Origin of the sequence: Vreelandella azerica (assembly GCF_013112225.1) — a bacterium.
GTDB lineage: Bacteria > Pseudomonadota > Gammaproteobacteria > Pseudomonadales > Halomonadaceae > Vreelandella > Vreelandella azerica.
In genome coordinates, this window is sequence record NZ_JABFHI010000003.1 from 40,947 (window position 1) to 66,227 (window position 25,281).

Annotated in this window: 23 protein-coding genes, 3 tRNA genes and 4 pseudogenes; 20 read left to right on the top strand and 10 right to left on the bottom strand. The window is 57.8% G+C overall.

Features of this window, described 5'->3' with window-relative positions; all coding sequences use genetic code 11:
* Window positions 1-42: 42 nt before the first annotated feature.
* The 4 genes from HLB35_RS08135 to mnmH all read left to right on the top strand — a co-directional run bounded on the left by HLB35_RS08135 (window position 43) and on the right by mnmH (window position 4,294).
* Window positions 43-489, top strand: coding sequence for a copper resistance protein NlpE N-terminal domain-containing protein (locus HLB35_RS08135; protein ID WP_171702219.1), 447 nt, complete (start codon window positions 43-45; stop codon window positions 487-489).
* Between the two features lie 175 nt (window positions 490-664).
* Window positions 665-2,047, top strand: coding sequence for a DNA repair protein RadA (gene radA / locus HLB35_RS08140; RefSeq protein WP_171702220.1), 1,383 nt, complete (start codon window positions 665-667; stop codon window positions 2,045-2,047).
* Window positions 2,048-2,135: 88 nt separating this feature from the next.
* Window positions 2,136-3,173, top strand: coding sequence for a selenide, water dikinase SelD (selD, locus tag HLB35_RS08145; RefSeq protein ID WP_171702221.1), 1,038 nt, complete (start codon window positions 2,136-2,138; stop codon window positions 3,171-3,173).
* Entirely contained in the window at window positions 3,170-4,294 is a 1,125-nt protein-coding gene (gene mnmH / locus HLB35_RS08150; protein ID WP_422822437.1) for a tRNA 2-selenouridine(34) synthase MnmH, read from the top strand. Before selD ends, mnmH begins: the two co-directional genes overlap by 4 nt.
* On the opposite strand, the pseudogene HLB35_RS08155 reads toward mnmH, so the two are convergent.
* Window positions 4,283-4,973: pseudogene (locus tag HLB35_RS08155) on the bottom strand (type 1 glutamine amidotransferase). The gene mnmH and the pseudogene HLB35_RS08155 overlap by 12 nt on opposite strands.
* Window positions 4,974-5,188: 215 nt before the next feature.
* Here HLB35_RS08155 and HLB35_RS08160 point away from each other — a divergent pair.
* A complete protein-coding gene (locus HLB35_RS08160) occupies window positions 5,189-5,782 on the top strand; it encodes a YjaG family protein (protein WP_171702222.1) in 594 nt (197 codons plus the stop codon).
* Between the two features lie 50 nt (window positions 5,783-5,832).
* Here HLB35_RS08160 and hisF read toward each other — a convergent pair whose 3' ends face one another.
* The 4 genes and pseudogenes from hisF to hisB form a co-directional block, all read right to left on the bottom strand.
* On the bottom strand, window positions 5,833-6,606 hold the full coding sequence (hisF, locus tag HLB35_RS08165) for an imidazole glycerol phosphate synthase subunit HisF (RefSeq protein ID WP_171702223.1): 774 nt from the start codon (window positions 6,604-6,606) through the stop codon (window positions 5,833-5,835).
* Window positions 6,603-7,349 carry a 1-(5-phosphoribosyl)-5-[(5-phosphoribosylamino)methylideneamino]imidazole-4-carboxamide isomerase gene (gene hisA / locus HLB35_RS08170; RefSeq protein WP_171702224.1) on the bottom strand — a complete coding sequence of 249 codons (747 nt, stop codon included), beginning with the start codon at window positions 7,347-7,349 and terminating at the stop codon, window positions 6,603-6,605. Before hisA ends, hisF begins: the two co-directional genes overlap by 4 nt.
* A 33-nt stretch (window positions 7,350-7,382) precedes the next feature.
* Window positions 7,383-8,023: pseudogene (gene hisH / locus HLB35_RS08175) on the bottom strand (imidazole glycerol phosphate synthase subunit HisH).
* 10 nt (window positions 8,024-8,033) lie between these two features.
* The gene (hisB, locus tag HLB35_RS08180) at window positions 8,034-8,627 is read right to left on the bottom strand and encodes an imidazoleglycerol-phosphate dehydratase HisB (protein ID WP_171702225.1); all 594 of its coding nucleotides are present in this window, start codon (window positions 8,625-8,627) and stop codon (window positions 8,034-8,036) included.
* Window positions 8,628-8,844: 217 nt separating this feature from the next.
* Between hisB and HLB35_RS08185 the strand changes: the two genes are divergently transcribed.
* The 9 genes and pseudogenes from HLB35_RS08185 (at window position 8,845) to HLB35_RS08220 (ending at window position 15,749) form a co-directional block, all read left to right on the top strand.
* Window positions 8,845-9,327 (top strand): acetyl-CoA sensor PanZ family protein, encoded by a 483-nt coding sequence (locus HLB35_RS08185; RefSeq protein WP_171702226.1) that lies wholly within the window; start codon window positions 8,845-8,847, stop codon window positions 9,325-9,327.
* Window positions 9,328-9,420: 93 nt separating this feature from the next.
* Window positions 9,421-11,343, top strand: coding sequence for an AsmA family protein (locus tag HLB35_RS08190; RefSeq protein WP_328731372.1), 1,923 nt, complete (start codon window positions 9,421-9,423; stop codon window positions 11,341-11,343).
* Window positions 11,340-11,762, top strand: a complete 423-nt coding sequence (locus tag HLB35_RS18315; protein ID WP_328731373.1) for a hypothetical protein — start codon at window positions 11,340-11,342, stop codon at window positions 11,760-11,762. Before HLB35_RS08190 ends, HLB35_RS18315 begins: the two co-directional genes overlap by 4 nt.
* A 53-nt stretch (window positions 11,763-11,815) precedes the next feature.
* Window positions 11,816-12,921: pseudogene (gene mutY / locus HLB35_RS08195) on the top strand (A/G-specific adenine glycosylase).
* Window positions 12,922-12,968: 47 nt separating this feature from the next.
* Window positions 12,969-13,244 carry an oxidative damage protection protein gene (locus HLB35_RS08200; RefSeq protein WP_171702227.1) on the top strand — a complete coding sequence of 92 codons (276 nt, stop codon included), beginning with the start codon at window positions 12,969-12,971 and terminating at the stop codon, window positions 13,242-13,244.
* A gap of 165 nt (window positions 13,245-13,409) precedes the next feature.
* Window positions 13,410-13,485: transfer RNA gene (locus tag HLB35_RS08205), tRNA-Phe, on the top strand.
* Between the two features lie 6 nt (window positions 13,486-13,491).
* Window positions 13,492-13,566 (top strand) — tRNA-Gln (locus tag HLB35_RS08210).
* A 59-nt stretch (window positions 13,567-13,625) separates the two neighbouring features.
* Window positions 13,626-13,701: transfer RNA gene (locus tag HLB35_RS08215), tRNA-Thr, on the top strand.
* A 408-nt stretch (window positions 13,702-14,109) separates the two neighbouring features.
* Window positions 14,110-15,749, top strand: a pseudogene (locus tag HLB35_RS08220) (electron transfer flavoprotein-ubiquinone oxidoreductase).
* A 101-nt stretch (window positions 15,750-15,850) separates the two neighbouring features.
* Here the strand turns inward: HLB35_RS08220 and HLB35_RS08225 are convergent.
* The 5 genes from HLB35_RS08225 to HLB35_RS08240 form a co-directional block, all read right to left on the bottom strand.
* Window positions 15,851-17,170 carry a TRAP transporter large permease gene (locus HLB35_RS08225; protein WP_171702228.1) on the bottom strand — a complete coding sequence of 440 codons (1,320 nt, stop codon included), beginning with the start codon at window positions 17,168-17,170 and terminating at the stop codon, window positions 15,851-15,853.
* 71 nt (window positions 17,171-17,241) lie between these two features.
* Window positions 17,242-17,784 (bottom strand): TRAP transporter small permease subunit, encoded by a 543-nt coding sequence (locus tag HLB35_RS08230; protein ID WP_171702229.1) that lies wholly within the window; start codon window positions 17,782-17,784, stop codon window positions 17,242-17,244.
* Complete coding sequence (gene dctP / locus HLB35_RS08235; protein ID WP_171702230.1) at window positions 17,777-18,796, bottom strand: TRAP transporter substrate-binding protein DctP; 1,020 nt, start codon at window positions 18,794-18,796, stop codon at window positions 17,777-17,779. The genes HLB35_RS08230 and dctP overlap by 8 nt, the downstream gene beginning before the upstream one ends.
* A 386-nt stretch (window positions 18,797-19,182) precedes the next feature.
* On the bottom strand, window positions 19,183-19,392 hold the full coding sequence (locus HLB35_RS17170) for a hypothetical protein (protein WP_235937082.1): 210 nt from the start codon (window positions 19,390-19,392) through the stop codon (window positions 19,183-19,185).
* On the bottom strand, window positions 19,353-20,615 hold the full coding sequence (locus tag HLB35_RS08240; protein WP_235937083.1) for an aminotransferase-like domain-containing protein: 1,263 nt from the start codon (window positions 20,613-20,615) through the stop codon (window positions 19,353-19,355). Before HLB35_RS08240 ends, HLB35_RS17170 begins: the two co-directional genes overlap by 40 nt.
* Window positions 20,616-20,852: 237 nt before the next feature.
* Between HLB35_RS08240 and HLB35_RS08245 the strand changes: the two genes are divergently transcribed.
* From HLB35_RS08245 to relB, 6 genes are all read left to right on the top strand, one after another.
* Window positions 20,853-22,304, top strand: coding sequence for an NAD-dependent succinate-semialdehyde dehydrogenase (locus HLB35_RS08245; RefSeq protein WP_171702231.1), 1,452 nt, complete (start codon window positions 20,853-20,855; stop codon window positions 22,302-22,304).
* Window positions 22,305-22,815: 511 nt separating this feature from the next.
* Complete coding sequence (locus HLB35_RS08250) at window positions 22,816-23,268, top strand: helix-turn-helix domain-containing protein (RefSeq protein ID WP_171702232.1); 453 nt, start codon at window positions 22,816-22,818, stop codon at window positions 23,266-23,268.
* Window positions 23,269-23,389: 121 nt separating this feature from the next.
* Window positions 23,390-23,599, top strand: coding sequence for a BrnA antitoxin family protein (locus HLB35_RS08255; RefSeq protein ID WP_235937084.1), 210 nt, complete (start codon window positions 23,390-23,392; stop codon window positions 23,597-23,599).
* A 366-nt stretch (window positions 23,600-23,965) separates the two neighbouring features.
* A complete protein-coding gene (locus HLB35_RS08260) occupies window positions 23,966-24,244 on the top strand; it encodes a type II toxin-antitoxin system RelE/ParE family toxin (protein WP_171702234.1) in 279 nt (92 codons plus the stop codon).
* On the top strand, window positions 24,244-24,537 hold the full coding sequence (locus tag HLB35_RS08265; RefSeq protein WP_171702235.1) for a HigA family addiction module antitoxin: 294 nt from the start codon (window positions 24,244-24,246) through the stop codon (window positions 24,535-24,537). The genes HLB35_RS08260 and HLB35_RS08265 overlap by 1 nt, the downstream gene beginning before the upstream one ends.
* 490 nt (window positions 24,538-25,027) lie before the next feature.
* The gene (relB, locus tag HLB35_RS08270; RefSeq protein WP_216601457.1) at window positions 25,028-25,225 is read left to right on the top strand and encodes a type II toxin-antitoxin system RelB family antitoxin; all 198 of its coding nucleotides are present in this window, start codon (window positions 25,028-25,030) and stop codon (window positions 25,223-25,225) included.
* Window positions 25,226-25,281: the final 56 nt, after the last annotated feature.

Here is a 25,281-nt window from a genome sequence, read left to right on the forward strand (position 1 = left end):
CGTGTGAATCAGATACAAGCATTGAAAACCAAGGAGAGAACCATGCCGCTTAAACATCTATTTGTCGGTACGGCCATGCTGGCCCTGCTTGCCGGCTGTGCGTCAGGGCCGACAGATCAAGGTGCTGGGGGCTATGAGCCAACAGAAGTCAACTACCAGGGCTCTTTGCCGTGCCGCAACTGCGATGGTATTGCACTTGACGTCACGCTGATGGGAGACGAGACGCAGGCACCGGAAGAACGCACCTTCACGCTTAATGCCACCTATCGTAACCATCCCCAGAACCCACCGGCTGAAAACTATGCGGGTAACTGGGAAACCCTGACAGGCACGCCTTCCAACCCGGATGCCACCGTGTATGAGCTGACGCCAGACGGCGAAGGCCAGACCTATTACTTCCTGCGCATCGACCCACAGACCCTTGAGTTGATCGACCCGGAGCGGCGCCGTTTTGAAAACAGCGAGCTGCTGCGTCTTCAACGTCAGTAATCAGGCCGTCAGCGAGTGGTTGTAAGGCAGTCACAATAGTGACAAAAAGGCGGCTTCGGCCGCCTTTTACGTGTTCTAGCCACTCATTCTAGTCACTTATTCTAGTCGCTCATTCTAGCTACATGGGGGCTATGACCGTTTTTGAGCGACGTTGTGAAACTGCAGGAGTAAGCCAGTGGCCAAAGCCAAAAGCGCCTTTGTATGCACCGAGTGTGGCGCTGAGTATCGTAAATGGCAGGGGCAGTGCAGCAGTTGCCAAGAGTGGAACACCCTGAGCGAAGTGCGCCTGGCGCCTGCCCGGCCAGGGGCTGCCAGCCCTTCTGCAAGCAGTGCCGGGCGGGGCGGCTATGCCGGCGCCTTGTCCAGGGATGTTGTCGACCTTGGCAGCGTTGATTTAAGCGAAGTGCCGCGTCTCAGTTCCACCTTCAGCGAGTTTGACCGGGTGCTGGGCGGCGGCCTGGTGCCGGGATCAGCGGTCTTGCTGGGCGGGCATCCGGGAGCGGGAAAATCCACTCTACTGCTGCAGACTGCCTGCAAGCTGGCCCAGCAGCGCCGGGTCTTGTATGTCACCGGGGAAGAGTCGCTGTCTCAGGTAGCGATGCGTGCCCATCGGTTGCAGCTGCCCACCCAGGGGTTGAAGATGCTGGCCGAAACCAGCATCGAAACTATCCTGGCGGTTGCCGAGCGGGAAATGCCCGAAATCCTGATCATTGACTCCATCCAGACCATGCATCTGGAAGATATCAGCTCGGCCCCGGGCGGCGTGGCTCAGGTACGTGAATCTGCGGCAGCGCTGACGCGTTTTGCCAAGCATAGCAATACGGTGCTGCTGCTGGTCGGGCATGTCACCAAGGATGGCAGCCTGGCGGGACCCAAGGTGCTGGAGCATATGATTGACGCCTCCCTCTTGCTAGAAGGCGGTGCCGACTCGCGTTTTCGCACCCTACGGGGGCAGAAGAACCGCTTTGGAGCCGTCAATGAGCTGGGCGTGTTCGCGATGCTGGAGCAGGGCCTCAAGGAAGTTAAAAACCCCAGTGCTATTTTTCTCTCCCGCCAGCAGGAGCAGGCGCCGGGCAGCCTGGTGATGGTGGTCTGGGAGGGCACCCGGCCGATTCTGGTGGAAGTGCAGGCGCTGGTGGATGAATCCGCGCTGGGCAACCCGCGCCGGGTGGCCGTCGGGCTAGACCCTAACCGTCTGGCCATGCTGCTGGCGGTGCTTAACCGCCACGGCGGGCTGTTTACCGGCGATCAGGATGTGTTTCTCAATGTGGTGGGCGGCGTTAAGGTATTGGAAACCAGCGCGGATCTGGCCGTGCTGTTGGCGGTGGTATCCAGCCTGCAGAACCGCGCCCTGCCCAAAGAGTTGGTAGTATTCGGTGAGGTGGGGTTGTCCGGTGAAATACGCCCGGTGCCCAGCGGCCAGGAGCGGATCAGCGAAGCGGCCAAGCATGGTTTTACCCGTGCGATAGTGCCGCGCTCCAATGCGCCCAAAAAGGCACCGCAAGGCATGGAGGTGATTGCGGTTGATAAGCTCTCCGACGCGCTCGAAGCCCTGTAACCTTGGGGTGAAAGAGGTTTTCAGGAAAGGTTATCAGGCATTGGACCTGAGGTAGACTGATAAAATATTTGGTAATGGAGACAACGCCATGCATAACATTCGCTTGACGCAATACAGCCACGGGGCTGGCTGTGGCTGCAAGATTGCCCCCGATGTGCTGGATGGTATCCTCGCCAAGGCTGGGCCGCCTGCAGGCGGTGAGCGTCTGATTGTAGGTAATCAGGGGCGTGAGGATGCCGCCGTCTATGATCTGGGCGATGGTCGCGGCATGATCGCCACCACTGATTTTTTCATGCCGATTGTTGATGACCCCTTTGATTTTGGCCGCATAGCGGCAACCAATGCGATAAGCGATGTGTTTGCCATGGGCGGTACGCCCGTGATGGCGCTTGGCATTCTCGGCTGGCCGCTGGATAAACTCTCGGCTGAGGTCGCCGGAGATGTGCTGGCAGGCGCTCAGGCGGTATGCCGCCAACTGGGCGTGGCTCTGGCGGGTGGCCATTCGATTGATGCGCCAGAGCCTATTTTCGGCCTGGCAGTCAATGGCCTGGTGGCGCTGGATCAGCTCAAGCTCAACAGCGGCGCCAAGCCGGGAGATCTCCTCTACCTGACCAAGCCGATTGGTGTGGGCATGCTGACCACTGCCGAGAAGCGCGGTCTGGTAGAGCCGGGGCATGAAAACCTGGCCCGGGAAACCATGCTGGCTTCCAACCGTATTGGCGTTGATCTGGCCAAGGTAAGCGGTGTACATGCCATGACCGACGTGACCGGCTTTGGCCTGGCAGGCCACCTGGCCGAGCTGTGCGGTGCCAGTCAGGTGCGGGCGAAGATTGATTTTCGCAAGCTGCCGCGTCTTGCTGAAGCAGAAGGCTATCGCCGTCAGGGGGCGATACCCGGTGGCACCCTGCGCAATCGTCAGGCGCTGGGCGATGCCTTGCCTGCCATGGATGAATCCCACTGGCAGTGGCTGTGCGACCCGCAGACCTCGGGAGGCTTGCTGGTGGCCGTTGACCCGGCCTGGCAGGATGACGTGGAGCGTATCGGCCGCCAGCATGGCCTGGCGTTAAAAGCTTTTGGTAGCCTGTCTGCCCAGGACGGGCCAGCGTTAATCGAGGTGATCGGGTGAGCTTGCCGACCATCTTGCCAACGCTAGAGGCGGATACCGCGCTGATCAGTGACGAGCGCCCGCTGATTGATGTGCGCGCGCCGGTGGAGTTTGCCCAGGGTGCCTTGCCCGGTGCGGTCAATCTGCCCTTGATGAATGACGATGAGCGCCATCAGGTGGGTATCGCCTATAAGGAAGAGGGCCAGGCGGCAGCAATTGCGCTGGGCGAAACGCTGGTCAGCGGGGCAGTCAAGGCCGCGCGGGTTGATGCCTGGCGCAGCTACGTGGAACAGCATCCGGAGGCAGTACTCTACTGCTTTCGCGGTGGGCTACGTTCGCAGATTGCCCAGCAGTGGCTGGCCGAGGCCGGTGTGCTGCGCCCGCGTATTGCCGGTGGCTGGAAAGCGCTGCGCCACAACCTGACCGCCCGTGTGGAGAGCGCTGCCCAGCAGCCCATGGTGATCATCAGCGGGTTAACTGGCTGCGCCAAAACCGTGCTGATCAACCAGCTGGAAGAAAGCGTGGATCTGGAAGCCATGGCCCGTCACAAGGGCTCTGCCTTTGGCCGCTCGCCGGAGCCGCCGCCCGCGCAGATAGATTTTGAACATGCTTTGGCCAAGCGCCTGCTTGGCCTGCCAGGGCCTTTGGTCATCGAAGATGAATCGCGCCAGATCGGCAGCGTCAATGTACCGCTGACCTTCTGGCAGGCCATGGAGACGGCGCCGCGAATCCGCGTTGAAATGCCTCTGGACTGGCGCCTTGCCCAGTTGATTCAGGATTACATTATCGACCTGGAGCAGGCCTATACCCAGCTTGTGGGGGCAGAGGAGGGCTGGCAGCGTATGCAGCAACAGCTGGGCAATGCCCTGGTGCGCCTGAAAAAGCGCCTGGGCGATGCGCGTCTCAAGCGCTTGCAGCGCATGCAGGCACTGGCCTTTGCCGCCCACGAACAGGGCGACCGCGAGGCGCATGAAGCCTGGTTGGCGCCGCTGTTGACCGAATACTATGACCCCTTGTACCGCTATCATCTGCAGCGCCAGCAGGAAGCTGGCGCGCTGGAATACTATGTGGGCGATTGGGAAAGCTGTCTGGCAGCTACCCGACAATGGCTAGCAGAACAACAGCAGGCGCTAGGCCGCTGAGGTGCTGCGCAGCCACTGGGTCAGCACCCGGTCAAGCAAGGGCGCCAGATGGGTAAACCGCTTGGGCGTGGCAAAAATCTCCTCATCGTCCTGCATGTAGTCGTTGCGCCCCGGCGGCGTTGGTGGGTATTCCATCAGGCTGGCCGCGCTGGATTGAGTGACTTCCAGATGGCATAACAGCCCCACCACCCGGCCTGCATCCCAGGCAAAGCCCTGCAGCGGTGCTGCCGGGCTTCCGCCCAGCGGCAGGGCATAATCCGGCAGGCTGAACACCTGGCGGTGCCACATAAAGGCATCAAAATGCTCGGGCAGGTCAAAAGGGCTGTCGTCGGCCAGGGTGATCTTATGCCAGCCGGTTTCCGGGTAGGTGCCCGGCGCACTGATAGCCCCTAGCACAAGGGCTATATAATGGGCGCCAAGGCCAATGCCCAGCAGGGGCTTCTGGCTATCGACCAGACGCTGGATCAGTTTGTCTTCTGCCTTGTACCAGGCAGGGGGGCTCGTTAAGCAGAGTTTCTGGCCCATCAAGTACGATCAGCGCATCGCAGTCACTTGGGCGGGGCGCCAGCTCTCCGTCATACAGATGAAAGACCGTAAAGCTGTGCCCCATACTGGTCAACCAGTCGGTAATTCGTGCGGGGCAATGCGCCGGGCCGTGCTGTAGCAGATGAATATGCATGGTAATCTCCTCGCCGGCCAAAACGTAACAAGGTGCTGCCGTCGTGCGGCAGGGGTGAGACAATAGCGCATCGCGGGTGCGTCACCAACCCGGATAGTGGCAGCGTCGCATAAAAAACCTGTTGGAATAAATGCCTTTTTGGGCACCCGATACGTTAAAGTCAGGCGCTTTTTATCAGGTTCGTTTCCTCAAGCTCGTTTTCTCAGGATTGATTCATGGCTTCCAAATCCCCCGGTTTTTACCAGCAACTCCAGCAGCTGCCCTTATTTGCACAGCAGGCCTTTATGGCTGCACTGTGCGAACGGCTGATGCCGAACTATGCGCTGTATGCACAAACCACTGGGCAGGGCGATCTACACACCTTGCGCACGGTGCTTAACCTGGTCTGGGAGCAATTGAGCGTACGCGGTGCCTCGATTGACTTTGCTCGTCAGGCGGAAAAACTCGCTGAGTGTGAGCCGCCAGAAGGCGATGAAAGCTTTGGTGCCCGCCGGGCGCTGGATACAGTGGTCTCGGTGTCCTCGATTCTGGATACCCTGCAGGGGGAAGCGCCGGAAGCCGTGCTGGATGTCAGCCGCACCTCGCGGGCGGGCGTGCGCGCCTTTATCGAGCTGACTGAAGGTGAGGAAGACGCCCAGAAACTGGCGCTGCTGATTCGCGACCATCCCCTGACGGAAGATGAAAACAACTTCCAGGATGCGGTGCTTGATGCGGCCTCACAGCCGCTGGATGCCGCCGCGCTAAAGGCCCTGCGCCAGCTTGGGCGCAACGAAGGTATCAGCAATCTGGGGCTGTCACTGGAAGAGTGACGCCCCGACCTTCAATCTTCACACAACACTGTTTTCACACAACATTGTCTTCACAGACGCATTTCAATGCCGCGTTCTGCCATATAGCGCTTGGCTTCAGGAATGGTGTATTCGCCAAAGTGGAAGATGCTGGCGGCCAGTACCGCATCCGCGCCGCCCTTGATAACGCCATCGACCAGGTGATCCAGATTGCCCACACCACCTGAGGCAATCACCGGTACGCTGACCGCTTCGGCAATCGCATGGGTCACGCCCAGGTCAAAGCCGCTCTTGGTGCCATCGCGATCCATGCTGGTCAGCAGCAGCTCGCCTGCGCCGTACTCCACCATCTTTTTGGCCCATTCGACCGCATCCAGGCCGGTAGGGCGGCGCCCGCCATGGGTGAAGATCTCCCAGCGCGGCGTTTCGCCTTCCTTGGAGACCTGTTTAGCATCAATCGCGACCACAATGCACTGGCTGCCAAAGCGTTCCGCCGCTTCACGCACAAATTCCGGGTTGGTCACGGCGGCGGTGTTGATGGATACCTTGTCGGCCCCGGCATTGAGCATGGTGCGAATGTCGTCGCAGCTACGAATGCCGCCGCCAACGGTCAGCGGAATAAACACCTCGCCAGCAATTCGCTCGACCATCTCGACCGTGGTATCGCGGTCTTCGTGGCTGGCGGTGATATCCAGAAAAGTAATTTCATCGGCACCCTGCTGGTTGTAGCGCTGGGCAATTTCCACTGGGTCACCAGCATCGCGGATGCCAATGAAATTGACGCCCTTGACCACGCGCCCGCCATCGACGTCCAGGCAAGGGATAATACGCTTGGCAAGACTCATGCCCGGCCTCCTGTCAGCTGATCGCTCAATTGCTGGGCTTCGGTGACGTCCAGGCTGCCCTCATAGATGGCGCGGCCGGTAATGGCCCCCAGAATGCCGCTGTCAGCCACTTCGCAGAGTGCCTTGATGTCATCCAGGTTGGTAACGCCGCCTGAGGCAATCACCGGCAGGCCGCCTTCTCGGGCAAGGGCGGCGGTGGCTTCGACATTAACCCCTTGCATCATGCCGTCCCGGGCGATATCGGTGTAGACAATCGATGAGACGCCGTCATCGGCAAAGCGCTTGGCAAGCTCGGTGGCTTTCAGGGTGGAGACTTCAGCCCAGCCGTCAGTGGCGACATAGCCATCCTTGGCATCCAGGCCAACAATCACATGGCCGGGGAAGGCGCGGCACATCTCACCCACAAAATCGGGCTCCTTGACGGCTTTGGTGCCAATAATGACGTAGGAAACCCCAGCGGCCAGGTAGTGTTCGATGGTCTCTGCACTGCGGATGCCACCGCCAATCTGGATGGGCAGGTCCGGGTAGGCCCGGGCGATGGCCGTCACTGCCTCACCATTGACCGGCTTGCCTTCAAAGGCACCGTTAAGGTCGACCAAGTGCAGACGACGGGCGCCGGCTTTTACCCAGCGGGCGGCCATGGCAACCGGATCATCACCGTAGGAGGTGGCGTCGTCCATGCGGCCTTGCTTGAGGCGTACACACTGGCCATCTTTCAGGTCGATAGCGGGAATAACTAACATGATAGTGTCCTTGTCAGCGCCGTCAGGAGGCGTTCAGGGTGTCCAGGTAACAAAATTTTCCAGCAGGCGCAGGCCTGCACGAGAGCTTTTTCCGGGTGGAACTGCACCGCAAAGGTCGACTCACGGCCAATCGCCACATGAGCCGTTGCCCTGCCGTATTGAGTGGTGCCGAACACCTCGGTGTCGTTGCTGGCGTCTACATAGAAGCTGTGGACGAAATAGAAGTGCTCCTGATTGTCGATACCTGCCCACAGCGGGTGCTCATGATGTTGCTCAACCAGGTTCCAGCCCATATGGGGTACTTTCAGGCGCTGATCATGGTCATCGCGCATATCGGCAGGAAAGCATCGCACGTTGCCTTTGAAAACGCCCAGGCAACCAATGCCGCCGTTCTCTTCGCTGTGCTCCAGCAGCATCTGCTGGCCAACGCAGATACCCAGTAGCGGCTTGGCCTGGCGCGTCAGGATATCTTCCACCAGCCCGCGCAGCTCGGTGCGTTCAAGCTCACCCACACAATCACGGATGGCACCTTGCCCTGGTAATACCAGGCGGGTGGCGCCGAGAATACGCCGAGGATCACGAGTGATCACGACGTTTTCATGGGTAACGTGCTCCAGCGCCTTGGCCACGGAGTGCAGGTTACCCATCCCGTAATCGATGACGGCAATTGTCATAAAACGCTCCTTATAAACACCCTTTGGTGGACGGCATCTGACCCGCCATACGCGGATCCTCGGACACGGCCATACGCAGGGCGCGGCCAAAGGCCTTGAAAATGGTTTCTGCCTGATGGTGGGCGTTAAACCCTTTGAGATTATCGATGTGCAGGGTCACGCGGGCGTGATTGACAAACCCCTGGAAGAACTCTGAGAACAGCTGAGTGTCCAATCGGCCAATCGTATCCCGGGTGAAATCCGCATCCATATAAAGCCCGGGACGACCGGAGAAATCGACCACTACCCGTGAAAGGGCCTCATCCAGCGGTACATAGGCATGGCCGTAACGGTAAATGCCACGCTTGTCGCCAATCGCCTCGTGGAAGGCCTGGCCCAGGGTAATGCCGAGATCTTCCATCGTATGGTGGTCATCAATGTGCAGGTCGCCCTTGGCATTGATCGCCATGTCGATCATACCGTGACGGGCGACCTGATCGAGCATATGGTCTAGAAACGGGATGCCGGTTTCACAGTTCAGTTGCCCTTCGCCATCCAGATTGATGGTGACCTTTATCTGGGTTTCCTTGGTGTCACGGCTGACCGTGGCAGTACGCGCTGACATAACTTCTCCTGCGCTTGAGCGCATGTTAGGTGCTAGCCGCCGTTCCCTGTAGCGTTTGATCTAAGCGGCAACCAGCGGATAAATCGGATAAAGCCAAAGGCAAAACCACTATTATAGTGAATCGGCCTGCCCATCCGCTACAATGCGTGTGATAACCAGCGCTCACGATTGCCACAATAAAAGCAGCAAGATTGCCCAGGCCAAGAGGAACTCCAGCATGCCGGTGACACTACAGATCGTTGATCAAGCCAAATGGGACGCCGATTCTCAGACCCAACTGGACTTGGTGCGCATCTATCATGACGCACCGCAGGAAAGGATACCTGCTGAAACGGTTGAATCCTTTATTGATCAACACCTGAACGCGCAACATTGCTTTGGCTGCGCGCATTTTAATGACCGTCTGCTCGGAGCAGTAACCATGGTAAAAGGGCCAGACGGTGCCTGGTGGCTTTCCGATTTATGCGTTCGCAAGACAACACGTCGGCGTGGGGTCGGCTCACGACTGATGGCGCTATTGGCTGAGTGGTCAATGCGCCAGAATAGCATTTTACGCATTGAAACAACCACATTGCCGATGGCTGACCGCATGCTGGTTTCCAAGCTGGGTTATCGGCAGGTGGACGCCTCGGCCAAGGCGTCTGGAGTGCCCGCTGGCATCGATTATGTCGAGCTTTCCCTGGCATCATCCCGTCAATAGTCACAACGGCTTGGGTTGGTTTTTAACACTATGAGTTTTCAGCACTGAAGCGATAACGATCGCTCTTGATCAAACCCAGAAGGGAACAGGGTAATGAAACAGCTACTTCGTATCTTACTTGCTGCGGTAGGGATTCTGGCCGTGGTGGCCGTGGCCGCTGTGGTTTATGTCACTACGTTTCTAGACCCGGAAGATTTCAAACCGCGGCTTACCGCCGTGGTGGAAGAACAGACCGGCCTGAACCTGGCGCTGGAGGGGCCATTAACCTGGTCGTTCTATCCGCGCATTGGCATGCGGGTCGAGAAGGCGCGTGCCTGGCTGCCAGAACAAGATGAAGATAACGACCCTTTTGCAGCGGTTTCCAGCGCCGAAGTCAGTGTGGCGTTTGGCCCCTTGCTGCGCGGTGATATTGCGGTGGATGGTCTGACCATCAACGGCTTGCGTCTGAAACTTGAGCGTGATGAAGAAGGTGAAGGCAACTGGAATTCCCTGCTTGAGCGTCTATCCGAAGGCAGTGGAAAAGCCGAAACCGTGCTGGCGCCGGCCAGTGCCGGGCCGCATGCGGATGCCGGTAATCTCGCCGTGGTGCTCAATATTGCCAGCGTTGAAGTCAAAGAAGGCGACATTCATTATCGCGATGTCCAGGCGGGCCAATCCTGGCATGTTCACAAGCTGAACGTCTCCGGCAGTAACGTCAATCCGGTTTCGTCTTTCCCCATGAAGGCCATGTTTACCGTTGATCGTCACGACAGCCTGGATGCCGAGGCATTGGAGCGTACGCCTAATGCGCAAAGTGAAGTGAACCTGGACACGCGCATCAAGCTGGCATTGCCAGAACAGCAATTCAGCCTAGAAAACGTCAAGCTCACCACCCGCAACCGCTTCGTGCCTGAAGGGGAAATCCAGCAGCTGAACCTGTCTACGCCATTGATTGAAACCTGGCTAGCAGAGAAACGTCTGGCCGTTGAGCAAGGCGTGTTGGAAACGACGCTGCGCAATGCCGACCATTGGGAGGCTGGGCTTAGCATGACGCTGAACTTTGGCCTCACCAGTAACTGGGCCGAGCAAACGGCGACTTTTAAGAAATGGGAGCTAAACGGCCCGGATGGCCTGCGGATGCGTGGCCATCTCAACGTTGAGCAACTGCTGGAAAGCCCCCGGTATCAGGGGCAGGTGACGGCCTCACCCTTCAACCTGCGAGCCTGGTTAGAGCGCACTGGAACTGAGGTGGATACCGAGTTTGAAAGCGCACTGCGTGACGTCGCTTTGACCAGCCCTCTGGAAGGTGATCTGTCGCAGTTGGCGTTGACCAGTCTGTCGCTGGTAGTTGACGACACCACTTTCACCGGGGAGCTTTCCGCTGCCTTTGACGGTACCCGGCTGGGGTTTGATCTGCAGGGCGATACGCTTGACTTTGACCGCTATCTACCGGCCTCTGTCGCTGCCCGGCCTGCAAGCGACGGTCTGCTTCGTCGGGCGTACGCACAAGAAGAGCCAGCGCTACTGCCCCAGGCATGGCTCAGTACCCTGAATATCGATGGCGCCTTGCAGCTAGAGCGCTTTGAATGGATGGGCCTCACCTTTGAAGAACCAAAGATGCGCCTGGTAGGTGAAGACGGTCTTCACCAGCTCCAAGACCTGGAGGCAGGCTTCTATGGCGGGCAGCTGAGTGCCAACGGCGAGCTGGACAGCCGCGAGCCTACGATGGCCTGGTCATTGACGCCACAGGTGGAACAGGTGGATGTGGCGGCACTGCTGGAAGCATTGGGTAATGAAAGCGCGCCTCTGCGCGGCCAGTTGGAAGTGGATGGTAACCTCACCAGCCGTGGCAATGCCTACACCGAACTGGTTCGCAACCTGAATGGCGAGCTGGCTACTTCACTGGCCAATGGCGCGATTCTGGATGTCAATGTATCGCGTGAAATCTGCACCCTGGTGGCCGCTCTTGAGGGGAGGAAACCAGCCGCGACTGGGCGGAGGATACGCGCTTTGAACGAGCAGACGCCCGCCTGGTGATTAATAATGGCGTAGTGTCCAGCGATGACTTGCTGGTTACTCTGCCAGGCATTGATCTGAGTGGTGAAGGGCAGTTCGACCTGGGTTCCCAGCGTTTTGATACCCGTGCTAACGTTCGCTTGGTGAATACCGCTGATGCCGCCTGTAAAGTGAACCCTCGCCTTGAATCTCTGGCATTACCGGTGATGTGTGAAGGCCAGGTGAGCGATGAGCGCAGCGAATGGTGCCGCTTTGACCGTGAGACTTTCAAACAGAATCTGACGGACTTGCTCCGCGATGAGCTGGAAAATCAGCTAGGTGAAAAGGTACAGCAGCAGCTCGACGAGCAGCTGGAAGGTTCTTTAGAGCAGCTCGATGAAAACCTGGGGGAAGGCACGACCCAGAAGCTGCGTGATGGCTTGCGTAAACTGTTTGAATGAACCCGTCTGGCTGACAGGTACGGAGATAATCAATGGCGCAGGGCGAAACCGAGTTGACAGATATACTGACACCAAGACTTGCGCCTGACGAGTTTCAGCGCCGTATGTTGACCTGGTTCGACCAGTTTGGGCGCCATGACCTGCCCTGGCAGTCGCCGCGCACGGCGTATCGGGTCTGGGTGTCGGAGATAATGCTCCAGCAAACCCAGGTTGCTACTGTGATTGATTACTTCGAACGCTTTATGGCGCGTTTCCCGACGCTTCAGTCGCTGGCAGAAGCCCCTCAGGACGATGTGCTGCACTTATGGACAGGGCTTGGCTATTACGCTCGGGCGCGCAACCTGCACAAGGCAGCGCAGCAGGTAGCGGCTGACCACAACGCCCAACTGCCGGTAGACAGCCTGGAGGCGCTGATGGCGTTGCCGGGGATTGGCCGTTCGACGGCCGGAGCCATTATTGCCCAGAGCACTGGCAAGCGGGCGGTGATCCTTGACGGCAATGTCAAACGCTCGCTGACCCGGCTGCATGCCGTAAGTGGCTGGCCTGGAAAGCCTGCGGTGGAACGCAAGCTGTGGGCACTGGCCGAGGTTTACACCCCGGAAGAGCGTGTGGCGGATTACACTCAGGCGATGATGGATTTTGGCGCGACCCTGTGTAAGCGCAGCCAGCCCGCCTGTTCGCAGTGCCCCTTCAATGATGTTTGCCTGGCGTTGGCGGAAGGCAATGTGCAAGGCTACCCGCAGTCCAAACCCAAAAAGGCGCTGCCCACTCGCCAAACCCTGATGCTGATTCTGGAAGATGCCCAAGGTCGCATCTGGTTGGAGCAACGGCCCCCTAGCGGCTTATGGGGTGGGCTATGGAGCCTACCTCAATTTGATAGCCAAGACGCCCTGGACGACTGGCTGGCAACCCACGTCAAGGAAGCCCAGCCGCAGGCGGCACAGCCTGCTTTTGTGCATACCTTCAGCCACTTTCGCCTGGAGATCACCCCCAGTCAGTCGCGTGCCAGACGCTCAACGGTGTGCGCGAAAATGGGCTCTGGTATGACCTTACCGACCCACCGGCGCTGGGGCTGGCCGCGCCGGTCAAAAAGCTGCTGGCGCAAACAAAGGCGCAAAGAGAACCCTTTCAACTGGCGAACCTACCTGGCTACGCGTAGGCTGTCCAACCACTAAAAGCCATTTAAAGACACCTTCAGGAGTAACCATGAGCAACACTGTTTTCTGCCGCAAATACCACCAAGAGCTTGAAGCATTGCCATTTCCTCCTCTGCCGGGTAAACAGGGCCAGGAGATTCAGGCCACGGTATCCAAGAAAGCCTGGGATGAATGGCAGGCCCTACAGACGCGTCTGATCAATGAAAAGCACCTCAACATGCTCGACCCGGATTCACGCGCTTACCTGATGACCCAGATGGAACGCTTTTTCGACAATCAGGAAACTGACCAGGCAGAAGGGTACGTGCCACCCAGCCAGGCATAGAGGCTTCCGGGTTACTCATTGGCCCCTCTGACACACCATCTGACTTGTCATCAGTAGGTGCGTATATCGGCATACCACCTCGTCGATTTTTAGGTGAAATCAGAAAGTTTCACAAAGGTGTTGACGAAACACGGAAGTTTTAGTTTAATACGCACCGTTGGCAGCGGCCAGATAGCTCAGTTGGTAGAGCAGGGGATTGAAAATCCCCGTGTCGGCGGTTCGATTCCGTCTCTGGCCACCACACTGCTGGGGTATCGCCAAGTGGTAAGGCACCGGTTTTTGGTATCGGCATTCCCAGGTTCGAATCCTGGTACCCCAGCCATTGCTAACCTGTTTTTATCATCGTAATTCTTACGGTGATTTTTTAAAAGCGCTTGATAAGCCGACATAGCTCAGTTGGTAGAGCAACTGACTTGTAATCAGTAGGTCCCGGGTTCGACTCCTGGTGTCGGCACCATCTAAAACTGGCCAAAAATCAAAGCGTCACAGATTTAGAAAAAGCCGCCCGAAAGGGCGGCTTTTTCGTATGTGTCCATAAAGTCAGAGAGACGCGTCTTGAGTGGATATATGGAAATCCACGCGAGGAGAGTACGCTGTGGAAGACGCAGGCTTGAATCTCTGGTATCAGGCCCAGGTCAACGCTCAGGCTTGGCCACCGACAAAAAGCTGTTAAAACCTTGCCCCCGTTCGTGATGATTCTTGGACATTCACTACCCTTCAAGCCTGGATGGGCATTATTATAGACATTTTTAAAAATTTATATATTTTAGTGGCTATAGCGATGAGCTAAAACAAACAAGCGACGAGCAGGAGAGACACTGTGGATAACAATGCCGTAGAGAGTGATGAGATCGAACGCGATGTGATGGAGTTTGACGTCGTGATTGTCGGCGCTGGGCCGTCCGGGCTTTCCGCCGCCTGCCGCCTGATGCAGCAGGCCAATGCCGCCGAGCAGGAGCTGACCGTCTGCGTGGTCGAAAAAGGCTCCGAAGTCGGCGCGCATATTCTCTCCGGCGCGGTGTTCGAGCCACGCGCCCTGGCTGAACTGTTCCCTGACTGGGAGGAGCGCGGCGCGCCCTTGACCACCCCGCTATCCGCGATGAGGTCTACCTGCTCAAGGATGCTGAGAAAAGCCAGCAGATCCCCAACGCCCTGGTGCCCAAGAGCATGCATAACACTGGCGGGGACATGAACCGCTACGTGATCAGCGCCGGTAACCTGTGCCGCTGGCTGGGCGAGCAGGCCGAGCAGCTGGGCGTGGAAATCTTCCCCGGCTTTGCCGCCCAGGATGTGATCATCGAAGATGGCAGCGTGCGCGGTATCCTGATCGGCGATATGGGTGTGGGCGCCGATGGCCAGCCCAAGGACGGCCATATGCAGGGCATGGAACTGCGCGCCAAATATACGCTTTTTGCCGAAGGTGCCCGCGGCCATCTGGGCAAGCGCCTGATCAACGAGTTTTCCCTTGATGCCGGCCGCGACCCCCAGCATTACGGCATCGGCCTGAAAGAGCTGTGGGACGTGCCTGCCGAGCAGCACGAGCCGGGGCTGGTGCTGCACGGCTCCGGCTGGCCGCTGGATAAAAACACCCACGGCGGCTGGTTCCTCTACCACGCGGAAAACCAGCAGGTGGTGGTCGGGCTGATCATGGATCTGTCCTACCAGAACCCCTGGCTCTCGCCGTTTGACGAGTTCCAGCGCATGAAGCACCACCCGGTACTCAGCCAGCATCTGCAAGGCGGCAAGCGGGTGGCCTACGGCGCTCGGGCGCTGACCAAGGGTGGCTTGAACTGCCTGCCAAAAATGACCTTTGCCGGTGGCCTGCTGATTGGCTGCGATGCGGGCACCCTGAACTTTGCCAAGATCAAGGGCCTGCACACGGCGATGAAATCCGGCCTGGTGGCGGCGGAAAGCGTCTTTGAAGCCCTTCAGGCGGGCGATGAAGGCGGCCAGGAGCTGACCACCTTCACCGAAAAATGGGAAGCTAGCTGGGCCTATGAAGAACTCAAGGCCAGCGCCAGCTTTGGCCCAGCCATTCACAAATACGGCACGGTGGCCGGTGGCGCCTACAACTTCGCCAACCAGCTGCTGGGCAACAAGCTGCCCAACCTGCACGACACCACCACCGACCACGGTGCGCTGAAGCCAGCGGCGGAGTTCGAGAAGATTGACTATCCCAAGCCGGACGGCAAGCTGTCGTTTGACAAGTCGACCTCGGTGTTTCTGTCCAACACCAACCACGAGGAAGACCAACCCTGCCACCTGCAGTTAAGCGACCCGGAACTGCCGATTCGCGATAACCTGCCCACCTACGCCGAACCCGCCCAGCGCTACTGCCCGGCAGGGGTGTACGAAGTGGTGGAAGACGACGCTGGCAACCCGCGTTTCCAGATCAACTTCCAGAACTGCGTGCACTGCAAAACCTGTGATATCAAGGACCCGGCCCAGAACATCACCTGGGTGGCCCCGGAAGGCGGCGGCGGGCCTAACTATCCTAATATGTAGGAATGGGCCCAATAGGTAGTAGCAAAAATACCGGCCGAACAGGCAACAAAAAGCCCCTCAATGAGGGGCTTTTTTGATACCTGACCAAACAATGCTCTGCTTCAGAACAGCAGGCCGGGCAGCCACAGGGCGATTTCCGGGAAGATGACAATCAACGCCAGCCCAAAAATCTGCAGCGCCACATAGGGCAATGCTGAGCGGTAGATATCCACAATGGTGATCGACTTGGGCGCCACCGAGCGCATATAGAAGAGGTTATACCCGAAGGGTGGCGTGAGGTAGGCCGACTGCATGCTGATAATGAACAGCACGGCAAACCAGGTGGTATCAAAGCCAAGGTCACGGACGATGGGAATATACAGCGGTACGGTAATGAACAGGATCGCAAAGTCATCCAGAAACATGCCGAGGGCGAAAAAGCTGACCAGCATGAAGATGATCACCACATAGGGTGAGAGCGAGAAAGCCTGAATCATATCCTCAATCACCATACCGGCCCCCAGGCCCATATAGATGCGGCTGAAGAAGACCGCTGCAATGGCAATCCACAGCAGCATACCGGTGATCTTGGTGGTGCTGAGCATCACATAGCGCAGCAGGTTCCAGTTAAGCCTGCCGCGCAGGGCGGCAATCAGCAGGGCACCACCAGCGCCCACGGCTGAGGCTTCAGACGGTGAAGTGACCCCGCCGATAATACAACCCAGCACGGTAACCACCAGCAGGCCAGGGGCAATGATATGCCGCAGCGAGGCAAGCTTTTCCTGAGTGGTAAAACCTTCCTCTTTCGGGGCCGCTGGCCCTAACGCCGGGTTCAGGCGGCAGCGAATCAGAATGTAGATCATATAGATACCGGCCAGCATCAGGCCAGGCATCAGGCCCGCAGCAAACAGCTTGCCGACGGATTCACGGGCCAGAAAGGCATAGACAATCATCAGCACGCTGGGCGGAATCAGAAAGCCCAGAGCGCCACCTGCCATGATGGTGCCCGTTACCAACCGCTTGTGGTAACCCCGCTTGAGCATGGCAGGTAACGCTATGATGCCGAGGCTGACGGTAGCCGCACCGGATACCCCGGCCATGGCCGCAATCAGCGCACAGATCAGTACGGTACCCACACCCAGCCCGCCGGGGATGCTGCCCATCAGGCGGTGGATCATTTCAAACAGATCATCGGTGATGCCCGAGCGTTCAAGCACCAGGCCCATGAAGATGAACAGAGGGAGCGACACCAGCAGGAAGTTATCCATGGCGCTGTAGGCCGAGGAGAGCAGCAGATCCAGGCCGCCAGGGCCAAACATCATATAGGCACTGCTCATGCCTGAAATCATCAGGGCCCACGCCAGTGGCGCGCCCATGGCCATCAGCACAATCATGGAAAAGAACATGATGCCGGTGATTACGAGGGGATCTAGGCTAGCCATAAGAAAACCCTTTACGCGACACGCTTAAGCCAGCATGCCGGAAGATGATGGTTGAGGGTGGCGTGACAGTGTCAGGTGCTTTCTTCCGGATCCTTGCGCGGATCTTCGAAGGGCACCTTAAACAGCTTGAGCACGGCACGCACAAATTCAGCCAGGCACTGCAGGATCAACAGACCCACGGCTAGCGGGATGGTCGCCTTGATCGGCCACAGGGGCGGACGCCAACTGCTGCGGTTGGAGTATTCGCCGATTTCCCAGGCGCGATAGGCAAAATCCACGGCCATGTCGAATACCACTGCCAGTACCACTATCCCCAGGGCAAACACGATGACATCACAGAACGCCTGCCCGCGGGGTGGCAGCAGGCGATAGATGACGTCGCTGCGAACATGGCTTTGATGACGCAAGGTGTAGCTTCCCGCCAGTACACTGAGCGCACCGAAGAACATGGTGGCCAGCTCGTACCCCCACACCGTGGGGGCATTGAATATGTAACGGGCGGCGACCTCATACAGCAGGACCCCGATGATACCTAACGTCAGCCATGAGATGACCCTTCCGACCCAGTCGGAAAGGCCATCCTGAAAACGTAGATAGCGGGTGACCTTACTCACTCAGCCGTCCTTGCTCTTTGGCGTTGTTGATCAGGATTTCAATCGCTTTGGCATTACGCTCTGAGCGCTCGGCTTCCTCTTCCCAGATCGGCAGGGCGGCTTCGGCCAGGCGGCGGGAATCTTCTTCCGGCAGGGTGGCAAACTGGAACAGCGTCCCTTCGTCGATGATCTTCTGATTACCTTCTTCCAGCCAGTTATGTACATCCAGCAGGTACTGATCAATCGCTTCGGTCAGAATCTGCTGCTGCTCTTCGCTCATGCTTTCCCACTTGCGCGGGTTAACGAAGGCGATTTCAGTCCAGCCCGGGTTGAGCAGGTTGATGTCGGTGTAGTGCTCAGCAACTTCCTGCAGCTTGAGCTGTTCGTATTCGACCGGGCCACCGTAGACAGCGCCATCAATGACGCCGGTTGAAAGGCCAACGTAGAGTTCCTCACCGGGTAGGAAGGTGGTCGGGATATCAAACTTGTCCAGCACGGTGGCAATGGAGCTGGTAGCGCGAATGCGCATGTCCTTGAGGTCTTCCAGACTCTCGACCGGCTCGCGGGTCAAGAGGCCATAATCACTGCCAAAGCCGCGGCCGATTACCTCAACACCCTGTTCGGCATAGGCTTCAGACACCAGCTCTTCGAGGCCCTGATTAGCGAAGATATCGCGGGCTTCTTCAACATTAACCCAGGCACCTGGCAGGCCGCCTTCAATAGTGCCGATTTCAACCGTACCGGGCCAGTAGCTGCCTACCCCATGGGCCAGGTCAATGGTGCCGCGAGCAACAGAATCAACGAACTGGTCGCTATCCACCAGCTCACCACCATAGAAGAACTGAATGCGGATGGAGCCATCGCTGGCTTCTTCAACGCGCTCCTGCAGGTCTTCGGCCATCTGATCCACTTCAGTGCCATAGAAGGTGTGCATGCGCAGGCGCACGGTATCGGAATAGGCGAACTGACTAGCCACGACGGAGGCGGCGATGGAGGTTGCCAGAGCACTTTTGACGAATGTTGAGAGTTTCATAGGACCTCTTTGATGATGCAGTTGGACGTTATAGTTAGAAGACGGCTAGTTAGCCAAGCCATCAAGCTGCCAACTGAGTTAATCACACAGAAAGTGATCATTCCATAAGAATTTCTATAAAATCGTCTAATGTCAACACTATAGAAGTTAGCTTGCTAAACAGTAAGTTAGCCTGCCAGTTAGGTTTAGTCATTCCCTAAAGTAGTTTATTTATCGTTAAAACAGGCAGTTGGCGTATCTTTGTCAAGGTAAGCAAAGCCGATAAATAAGTGGTGCATAACGTTATTCAAACGCTGGCAAGGTGCGGCATAAAAACCTGGATAAAAGGTCTTATGGGGGTGATAAGTGAATCAAGGTTAACTACCTATTATTCTTTAATATAATATTTATATATTTTTAAGTAATTTTAAAAGTGCAGTCTTTAAGCGTTTCACTTCATGCAGCAGGGTTTCTCCCGAGAGCATGCCCACCCCCATGATCAACCCGGAACGTTGATCAGCAGGCGTACAGGCAATGCTCAGCGGGCGCATGACCAGCTGTTCCTTCATCAGCGCATCTACCAGGGCAACATCATTAACGCCATCCTCGAACTCCACGCACAGGCTGATGGCATGGCTGGGGGAGAGATATGCTTCACCTGGGGCAGGCTGCCCAGAATATCGTGTACCACCTGCTGGCGGCCCAGGTATTCCCGGTGGATGCGCTGACACCAATGGTCCAGATGGCCATCAAACATAAAGCGTGCCAGTACCGCCTGATCGAGCATGCGGCCTTCGCGGAACAGCTCGCTGCGCAGGCGGTTGATGGAAGGGGCGAGATGCTTGGGCACCACCAGATACCCCAGGCGCAGCCCGGGAAACATGATCTTGGAAAAAGACCCCACCAGGATATGCCGCTCCGAGCGCGCGGTGTACAGCAGGTTGTTGTGGGTTTCCTCGCCGAACTCGTAGTCATCCTCAATCACATACGCCGGGTTTAATGCCTGGCACAGCTGGCGCTTTTCTTCCAGTTGGGTGGGCACGCTGAGCGGGTAATGGTGCCCGCCCATCAGGTAGGCAAGCTGGGTGGGCAGGGGGTGTTCCGGCAGGCTGTGGCCCTGGCCCGGCCACCAGGGCAGCATGTCCAGCGCCAGGTCAAAGGCGCTGAAAATCTTGCGCGCGCCCCAGTAGCTGGGGGATTCAATCGCCACTCGGTCGCCCGGATCGGTCAGCGCCATGGCGCACAGCTGCAAGCCGTTATGGGCGCCGTCGGTGATGATGATCTGGTCAGTATCGCAGTCAAGCTGGCGCCAGCGCAGCAGAAAATCGCGAATCGCCCGCTTCAGCGGCCCATAGCCGCCGGTGGAGTAGGTCAGCAACAGGGTGTTCTGGGGCACCGTCACGCTGGCGTACAGCTCGCGCCATTTACGCATCGGGAACTGGGCGATATCCGGCACCCCGGGCATAAAGGAGCCGGTCTGGACGAGGCTCGCCCCTGGCCCTGCCAGCACCCGCTTGGCGCGCCGGGAAAGCTGGGTATTGATCGGCGGCAGCTGAGCGGGCTCAGCGGGCTGGCGGGTCCAGGTGCCGCGCCCATGGGCGGTGGCCAGCAAGCCGTCGTTGATCAGGCTGGCCATCGCCCTTGCCAGGGTGTGCCGGGCAACCCCGAAAGCCTCGGCAAGCTGGCGGTGGGGCGGCAGGCGCGTTCCCGCTGGCCATAGCTGGGTTGCCGCGTGGCGCAGCGTCTGCTCTATGCGCACCTGCTTGCTCAGGTGCGGCGACTGCTGGCGGTAATGCTCGGTGAGCCGCTGAATGCTGGCCTGTTCAGGCGTGGGAGCCATATGCGTGCGCCTTCGTTTCACAGTGTGGAATGCACCGCTCGGCAGTCATTGTAATCTGCTTGTCGCCAAATCCCTAAAGTGGTCTGGTTGAACGGCAAAGTGGTGCATTCGCCTTTGCCGCCGAAGGTGCTAGCGTCTATGCCACACAAGGCTGTCCATCAGGGTCGCATTCCTGGCCCGCACTGATGGCTGCCATTACACAAGTTATTAAAAATAAACAGATAACAGGAGATATTCATGGGCTTTATTGATCAGTGGCTGAAAGCCGATGTGCCCGGCCTGGTCGGTAGCGAATGGCGCCACACCGGCACCACCTTTGACGTCGACAACCCGGCTACCGGTGAGATCATCGCCCAGGTAGCGGATATGGGCGCAGACGATGCCCGCGATGCGGTCGCGGCGGCGTATGAAGCGGGCAGCGCCTGGCGCAAGACGCCTGCCAAACAGCGCCATGCGCTGCTGCACCGCTGGTTCACGCTGATCATGGAGCATGCCGACGACCTGGCCCGCCTGATGACCCTGGAACAGGGCAAGCCGCTAGTGGAATCACGCGGCGAGGTGGCCTACGGCGCCTCCTTTATCGAGTTTTTTGCCGAAGAAGCCAAGCGCATGGCCGGTGAAACCCTGCCCACCCACGCCGCCGACAAGCGCCTGCTGGTGCTGCGCGAGCCGGTCGGTGTGGTCGCCGCCATCACCCCGTGGAACTTCCCGCTGGCGATGATCACCCGAAAATGCGCCCCCGCCTTGGCAGCGGGATGCACGGTAGTGATCAAGCCCGCCGAAGCCACGCCGCTGACGGCCCTGGCCGCAGCCTACCTGGCGCTGGAAGCAGGCCTGCCCGCGGGTACCATCAATGTAGTGACCGCCAAAACACCGGCGGCCGTGGGGGATGTGCTGACCAGCGATGCGCGGGTACGCAAGGTGTCCTTCACCGGCTCCACCCCAGTAGGCAAGCACCTGATGGCCCAGTGCGCGAGCACCGTCAAGAAAACCGCCATGGAACTCGGCGGCAATGCGCCCTTTATTGTCTTTGATGATGCCGATATTGATGCGGCGGTCAGCGGTGCCCTGGCATCAAAATACCGCAACGCCGGGCAAACCTGTGTCTGCACCAACCGCTTCCTGGTTCAGGACGGCATCTACGACCGTTTTGTTGCCAAGCTGGCAGAACGGGTGGAAGCGCTGCAGGTAGGTAATGGCCTGGAAGACGGCACCACCATTGGCCCGCTGATCAACCAGGCGGCGATTGATAAGGTGCAGCGCCATGTGGATGACGCCGTAAGCCAAGGCGCCCGCCTGATCTGCGGCGGCAAGCCCCATGCGGCAGGCGAGCGCTTCTTCGCCCCCACGGTGCTGGCGGATGTTACCCCGGATATGCGGGTCGCCACGGAAGAAACCTTTGGCCCGCTGGCGCCGGTTTTCCGCTTCACCAAGGATGAAGACGCCATCGCCATGGCCAACGACACGCCCTTTGGCCTGGCCGCCTATTTCTACGCCAGCGATTACCGGCGCATCTGGCACACCATGGAAGCCCTGGAATACGGCATGGTTGGGGTCAACGAAGGCATTATCTCCACCGAACTGGCGCCCTTTGGCGGTGTGAAGGAATCCGGCCTCGGCCGCGAAGGCTCCCACCACGGCCTGGAAGAATTCACCGAGCTGAAATACGTCTGCGTCGGCGGGCTGTAAACCACACGGCCTGATGGTAGCGGGGATGATCGCCTTTCTGCGCGAGCATCCCCTACCATCATTCCCGAACGCCCCCAGTACTGTCACTCCCGCAAACACCCCAGCACCGTCATTCCCGAACCTCCCCCAGCACCGTCATTCCCGAATGGGGTAATCGGGAATCCACCTTGACCTTTTCAGCCGAAGCCACCCAACCCTAAAGCCACAATGGATTCCCGCTAAAAGCATGCGGGAATGACGGGGTGGTGGGCCACAAACGTAGGGTGGCTTCGCGAAGCAAGCCACCCACTCGCCGCAGGCGAGCGGGGTTACCGGGCAGCAAGCCCAGCTCAACGCCTTTGACGATAGCGTGAAGGTGAATAACGCACAGCATCCCTAATCACCAAATGTAACTTATGGGCTGGCAGCTCGTTTCGGATATTGCGATTTTTGTTTATTTCGAATAGCCTGATGGTAACAATGAAACACGAAAAGCAGCCAGCAATAGCAAGTTCTGCCAGGAGGTCATGCCATGAACACAGCCACCCCGGATACCTTGCCCCACGACGTGGAACTCACCCGTCTGGCCAGGGCCAGCGCCACCGAACTCAGCCAACTGCTCCGTGGGCGACCCGAAAGCGACCGGGCGCATATCAAGCTGGATGGGGCGGATCTAGTGCTGCCTCGTCAGGCGCTGGTGCTGCTGCGTGACCTACTGACCGAAATGGCTCAGGGCAATGCCGTGACTCTTCTGCCGACTCATGCCGAGATAACGACCCAGGAAGCCGCCAACATGCTCAATGTCTCGCGGCCCCATCTGGTCAAGCTGATCGAGGAGGGTGCGATTCCCTTCACCCGAGTGGGCACGCACCGCCGCATTCGCCTGCCGGACTTGCTGGCCTACAAGCGCCAGCAGGAGGAAGCATCCGAGGCCGCACTGCAGGCGCTGGCCGACCAGGCCCAGGATCTGGACATGGGCTACTGATGCGCTTCGTGGTCGTCTATGACGCCTGCGTGCTTTATCCCGCCCCTTTGCGAGATCTGTTGATGCGCCTGGCCACTTCGGGGCTCTACGCGAGAACGAAATACTTATGAAGGGTACAGACATGCGTGATCACTACGACTTTTCCGAATCCGTCAAGAATCCATATGCCAAGAAGCTCAAGAAGCAAGTTACGATCCGGCTGGATGAAGACACCGTTGCCTACTTTAAGGATCTTGCTGAGGAAAAGGGACTTCCGTATCAAAGCCTTATAAACCTATACCTGCGTGATTGCGCTCAATCACACAAGGATCTGAAAATCGAGTGGCAGTGAACAGTTAGCAAGCAGCTTATGTCGAACTGTTCAACGCTCTGGACAAAAAACGGTCTCCATGCTGGCTTGCCGTAGAGCCAGGCGTTATATCAAGCAGAGTTGGAATAGAGATGGTACACGTAGCGGATATTTTCGAGCCCCAGCACCGTCATTCCCGAATGGGGTAATCTGGAATCCACCTTGACCTTTTCTACCTAAGCCACCCAACCCTAAAGCCACAATGGATTCCCGCTAAAAGCATGCGGGAATGACAGGGCGGTGGGCCACAAACGTAGGGTAGCTTCGCGCAGCAAGCCAGCAACTTGACCCTGTACCTCGGCATTCAGCTATTTTGTTGCGCGGTGCGCAATATGCTACTATCTCCTAATGATCAAATCATTTCGTCACAAAGGGCTGAAACGTTTCTACTCGACCGGCAGCACATCTGGCATCCAGCCGGATCACGCCGAGAAACTGCGTATGCAGTTGGCTGCTTTGGATACCGCCACTTCAGTGGAAGACATGAACATTCCCGGTTTTCGGCTTCATCCATTGAAAGGTAAAGACAGAGGGCGATGGTCGATTCGGGTTAATGGAAATTGGCGTATGACGTTCGGGTTTAAGGATGGCAACGCCTACGTTCTTGACTATGAGGATTATCACTAATGACTATGCACAAACCGCCGCATCCTGGGGAATTCATTCGGGAAGTTTACCTGAAGCCTTTTGACATCAGTTCCCGTCAGCTTGCGTCTAACCTGAAGGTTTCGCCCTCTACGCTGTCTCGTCTTCTAAAAGGGGATAGTGGTGTCAGCCCGGAAATGTCTCTGCGGCTATCCAAGGTTCTCGGGCGTACTCCTGAGAGCTGGTTGGCGATGCAGGATATGTACGACCTTTGGTTAGCTCGAAATACTGTCAATCTTGATGAAATTCACCCTCTGGATTTTGATGCAGCGTAACCAGTAGCCGTTGACCAACGCACCTACGCAAACACCCCAACACCGGCATTCCCGAAAGCACCTCAACACTGCCATTCTTGAAACCATCTCATCACCGTCATTCCCGAATGGGGTAATCGGGAATCCACCTTGACCTTTTCAGCCGAAGCCACCCAATCCTAAGGTCACAATGGATTCCCGTTAAAAGCATGCGGGAATGACGAGGGGGTGGGCCACAAACGTAGGGTGGCTTCGCGCAGCAAGCCAGCAACTCGCCGCAGACGAACGGGGTTAGCAGGCGGCGGACAACGATATTGCGCCCATCGAAATGGTGAATAGCAATACCCAAGCCAGGCCTCTCTATAATGCGTACGCAGCAAATTGACGATCACGGTTCTTATCGTGTGTGTTGACTCCGACGTAAAAACCGACTTACGCAAGTGCCGTTGGAGTGCGTTATACTTTTGCTAACCACAGAGGAGCTACCCATGAGCACCCCTTAGATCCGATTGTGAGTGAGTTTGAAACTCAGGAGCAAGCAGATAGCTACAAACGCTGGTTCCGTGAACGCGTCCAAGCCAGCTTAGCTGATTCCCGTCCGGGTATTCCCCATGATGAAGTCATGGCGGAAATGGACGCCTTGATAGATGCAAAACGTCCTCATGCTGCTGGATGCGAGTGCCCTGGCAAGCTCGAACGCATACGTTGACGCTAACGGCTTGCCCCTCGCACGTCTCCGTCAGCTTTGAACTCCCCTAACACCGT

Coding starts and splice junctions, on each gene's coding strand:
- hisA (WP_171702224.1), bottom strand. CDS start 7,349: ATGTTAGTTATTCCCGCTATCGACCTGAAAGATGGCCAGTGTGTACGC.
- dctP (WP_171702230.1), bottom strand. CDS start 18,796: ATGAAACTCTCAACATTCGTCAAAAGTGCTCTGGCAACCTCCATCGCC.
- HLB35_RS08260 (WP_171702234.1), top strand. CDS start 23,966: ATGATCAAATCATTTCGTCACAAAGGGCTGAAACGTTTCTACTCGACC.
- HLB35_RS08135 (WP_171702219.1), top strand. CDS start 43: ATGCCGCTTAAACATCTATTTGTCGGTACGGCCATGCTGGCCCTGCTT.
- HLB35_RS08225 (WP_171702228.1), bottom strand. CDS start 17,170: ATGGCTAGCCTAGATCCCCTCGTAATCACCGGCATCATGTTCTTTTCC.
- HLB35_RS08255 (WP_235937084.1), top strand. CDS start 23,390: ATGCGTGATCACTACGACTTTTCCGAATCCGTCAAGAATCCATATGCC.
- hisF (WP_171702223.1), bottom strand. CDS start 6,606: ATGAGTCTTGCCAAGCGTATTATCCCTTGCCTGGACGTCGATGGCGGG.
- HLB35_RS08160 (WP_171702222.1), top strand. CDS start 5,189: ATGGCTTCCAAATCCCCCGGTTTTTACCAGCAACTCCAGCAGCTGCCC.
- HLB35_RS08190 (WP_328731372.1), top strand. CDS start 9,421: ATGAAACAGCTACTTCGTATCTTACTTGCTGCGGTAGGGATTCTGGCC.
- selD (WP_171702221.1), top strand. CDS start 2,136: ATGCATAACATTCGCTTGACGCAATACAGCCACGGGGCTGGCTGTGGC.
- HLB35_RS08200 (WP_171702227.1), top strand. CDS start 12,969: ATGAGCAACACTGTTTTCTGCCGCAAATACCACCAAGAGCTTGAAGCA.
- HLB35_RS08245 (WP_171702231.1), top strand. CDS start 20,853: ATGGGCTTTATTGATCAGTGGCTGAAAGCCGATGTGCCCGGCCTGGTC.
- HLB35_RS08185 (WP_171702226.1), top strand. CDS start 8,845: ATGCCGGTGACACTACAGATCGTTGATCAAGCCAAATGGGACGCCGAT.
- HLB35_RS08240 (WP_235937083.1), bottom strand. CDS start 20,615: ATGGCTCCCACGCCTGAACAGGCCAGCATTCAGCGGCTCACCGAGCAT.
- hisB (WP_171702225.1), bottom strand. CDS start 8,627: ATGTCAGCGCGTACTGCCACGGTCAGCCGTGACACCAAGGAAACCCAG.
- HLB35_RS08265 (WP_171702235.1), top strand. CDS start 24,244: ATGACTATGCACAAACCGCCGCATCCTGGGGAATTCATTCGGGAAGTT.
- HLB35_RS08250 (WP_171702232.1), top strand. CDS start 22,816: ATGAACACAGCCACCCCGGATACCTTGCCCCACGACGTGGAACTCACC.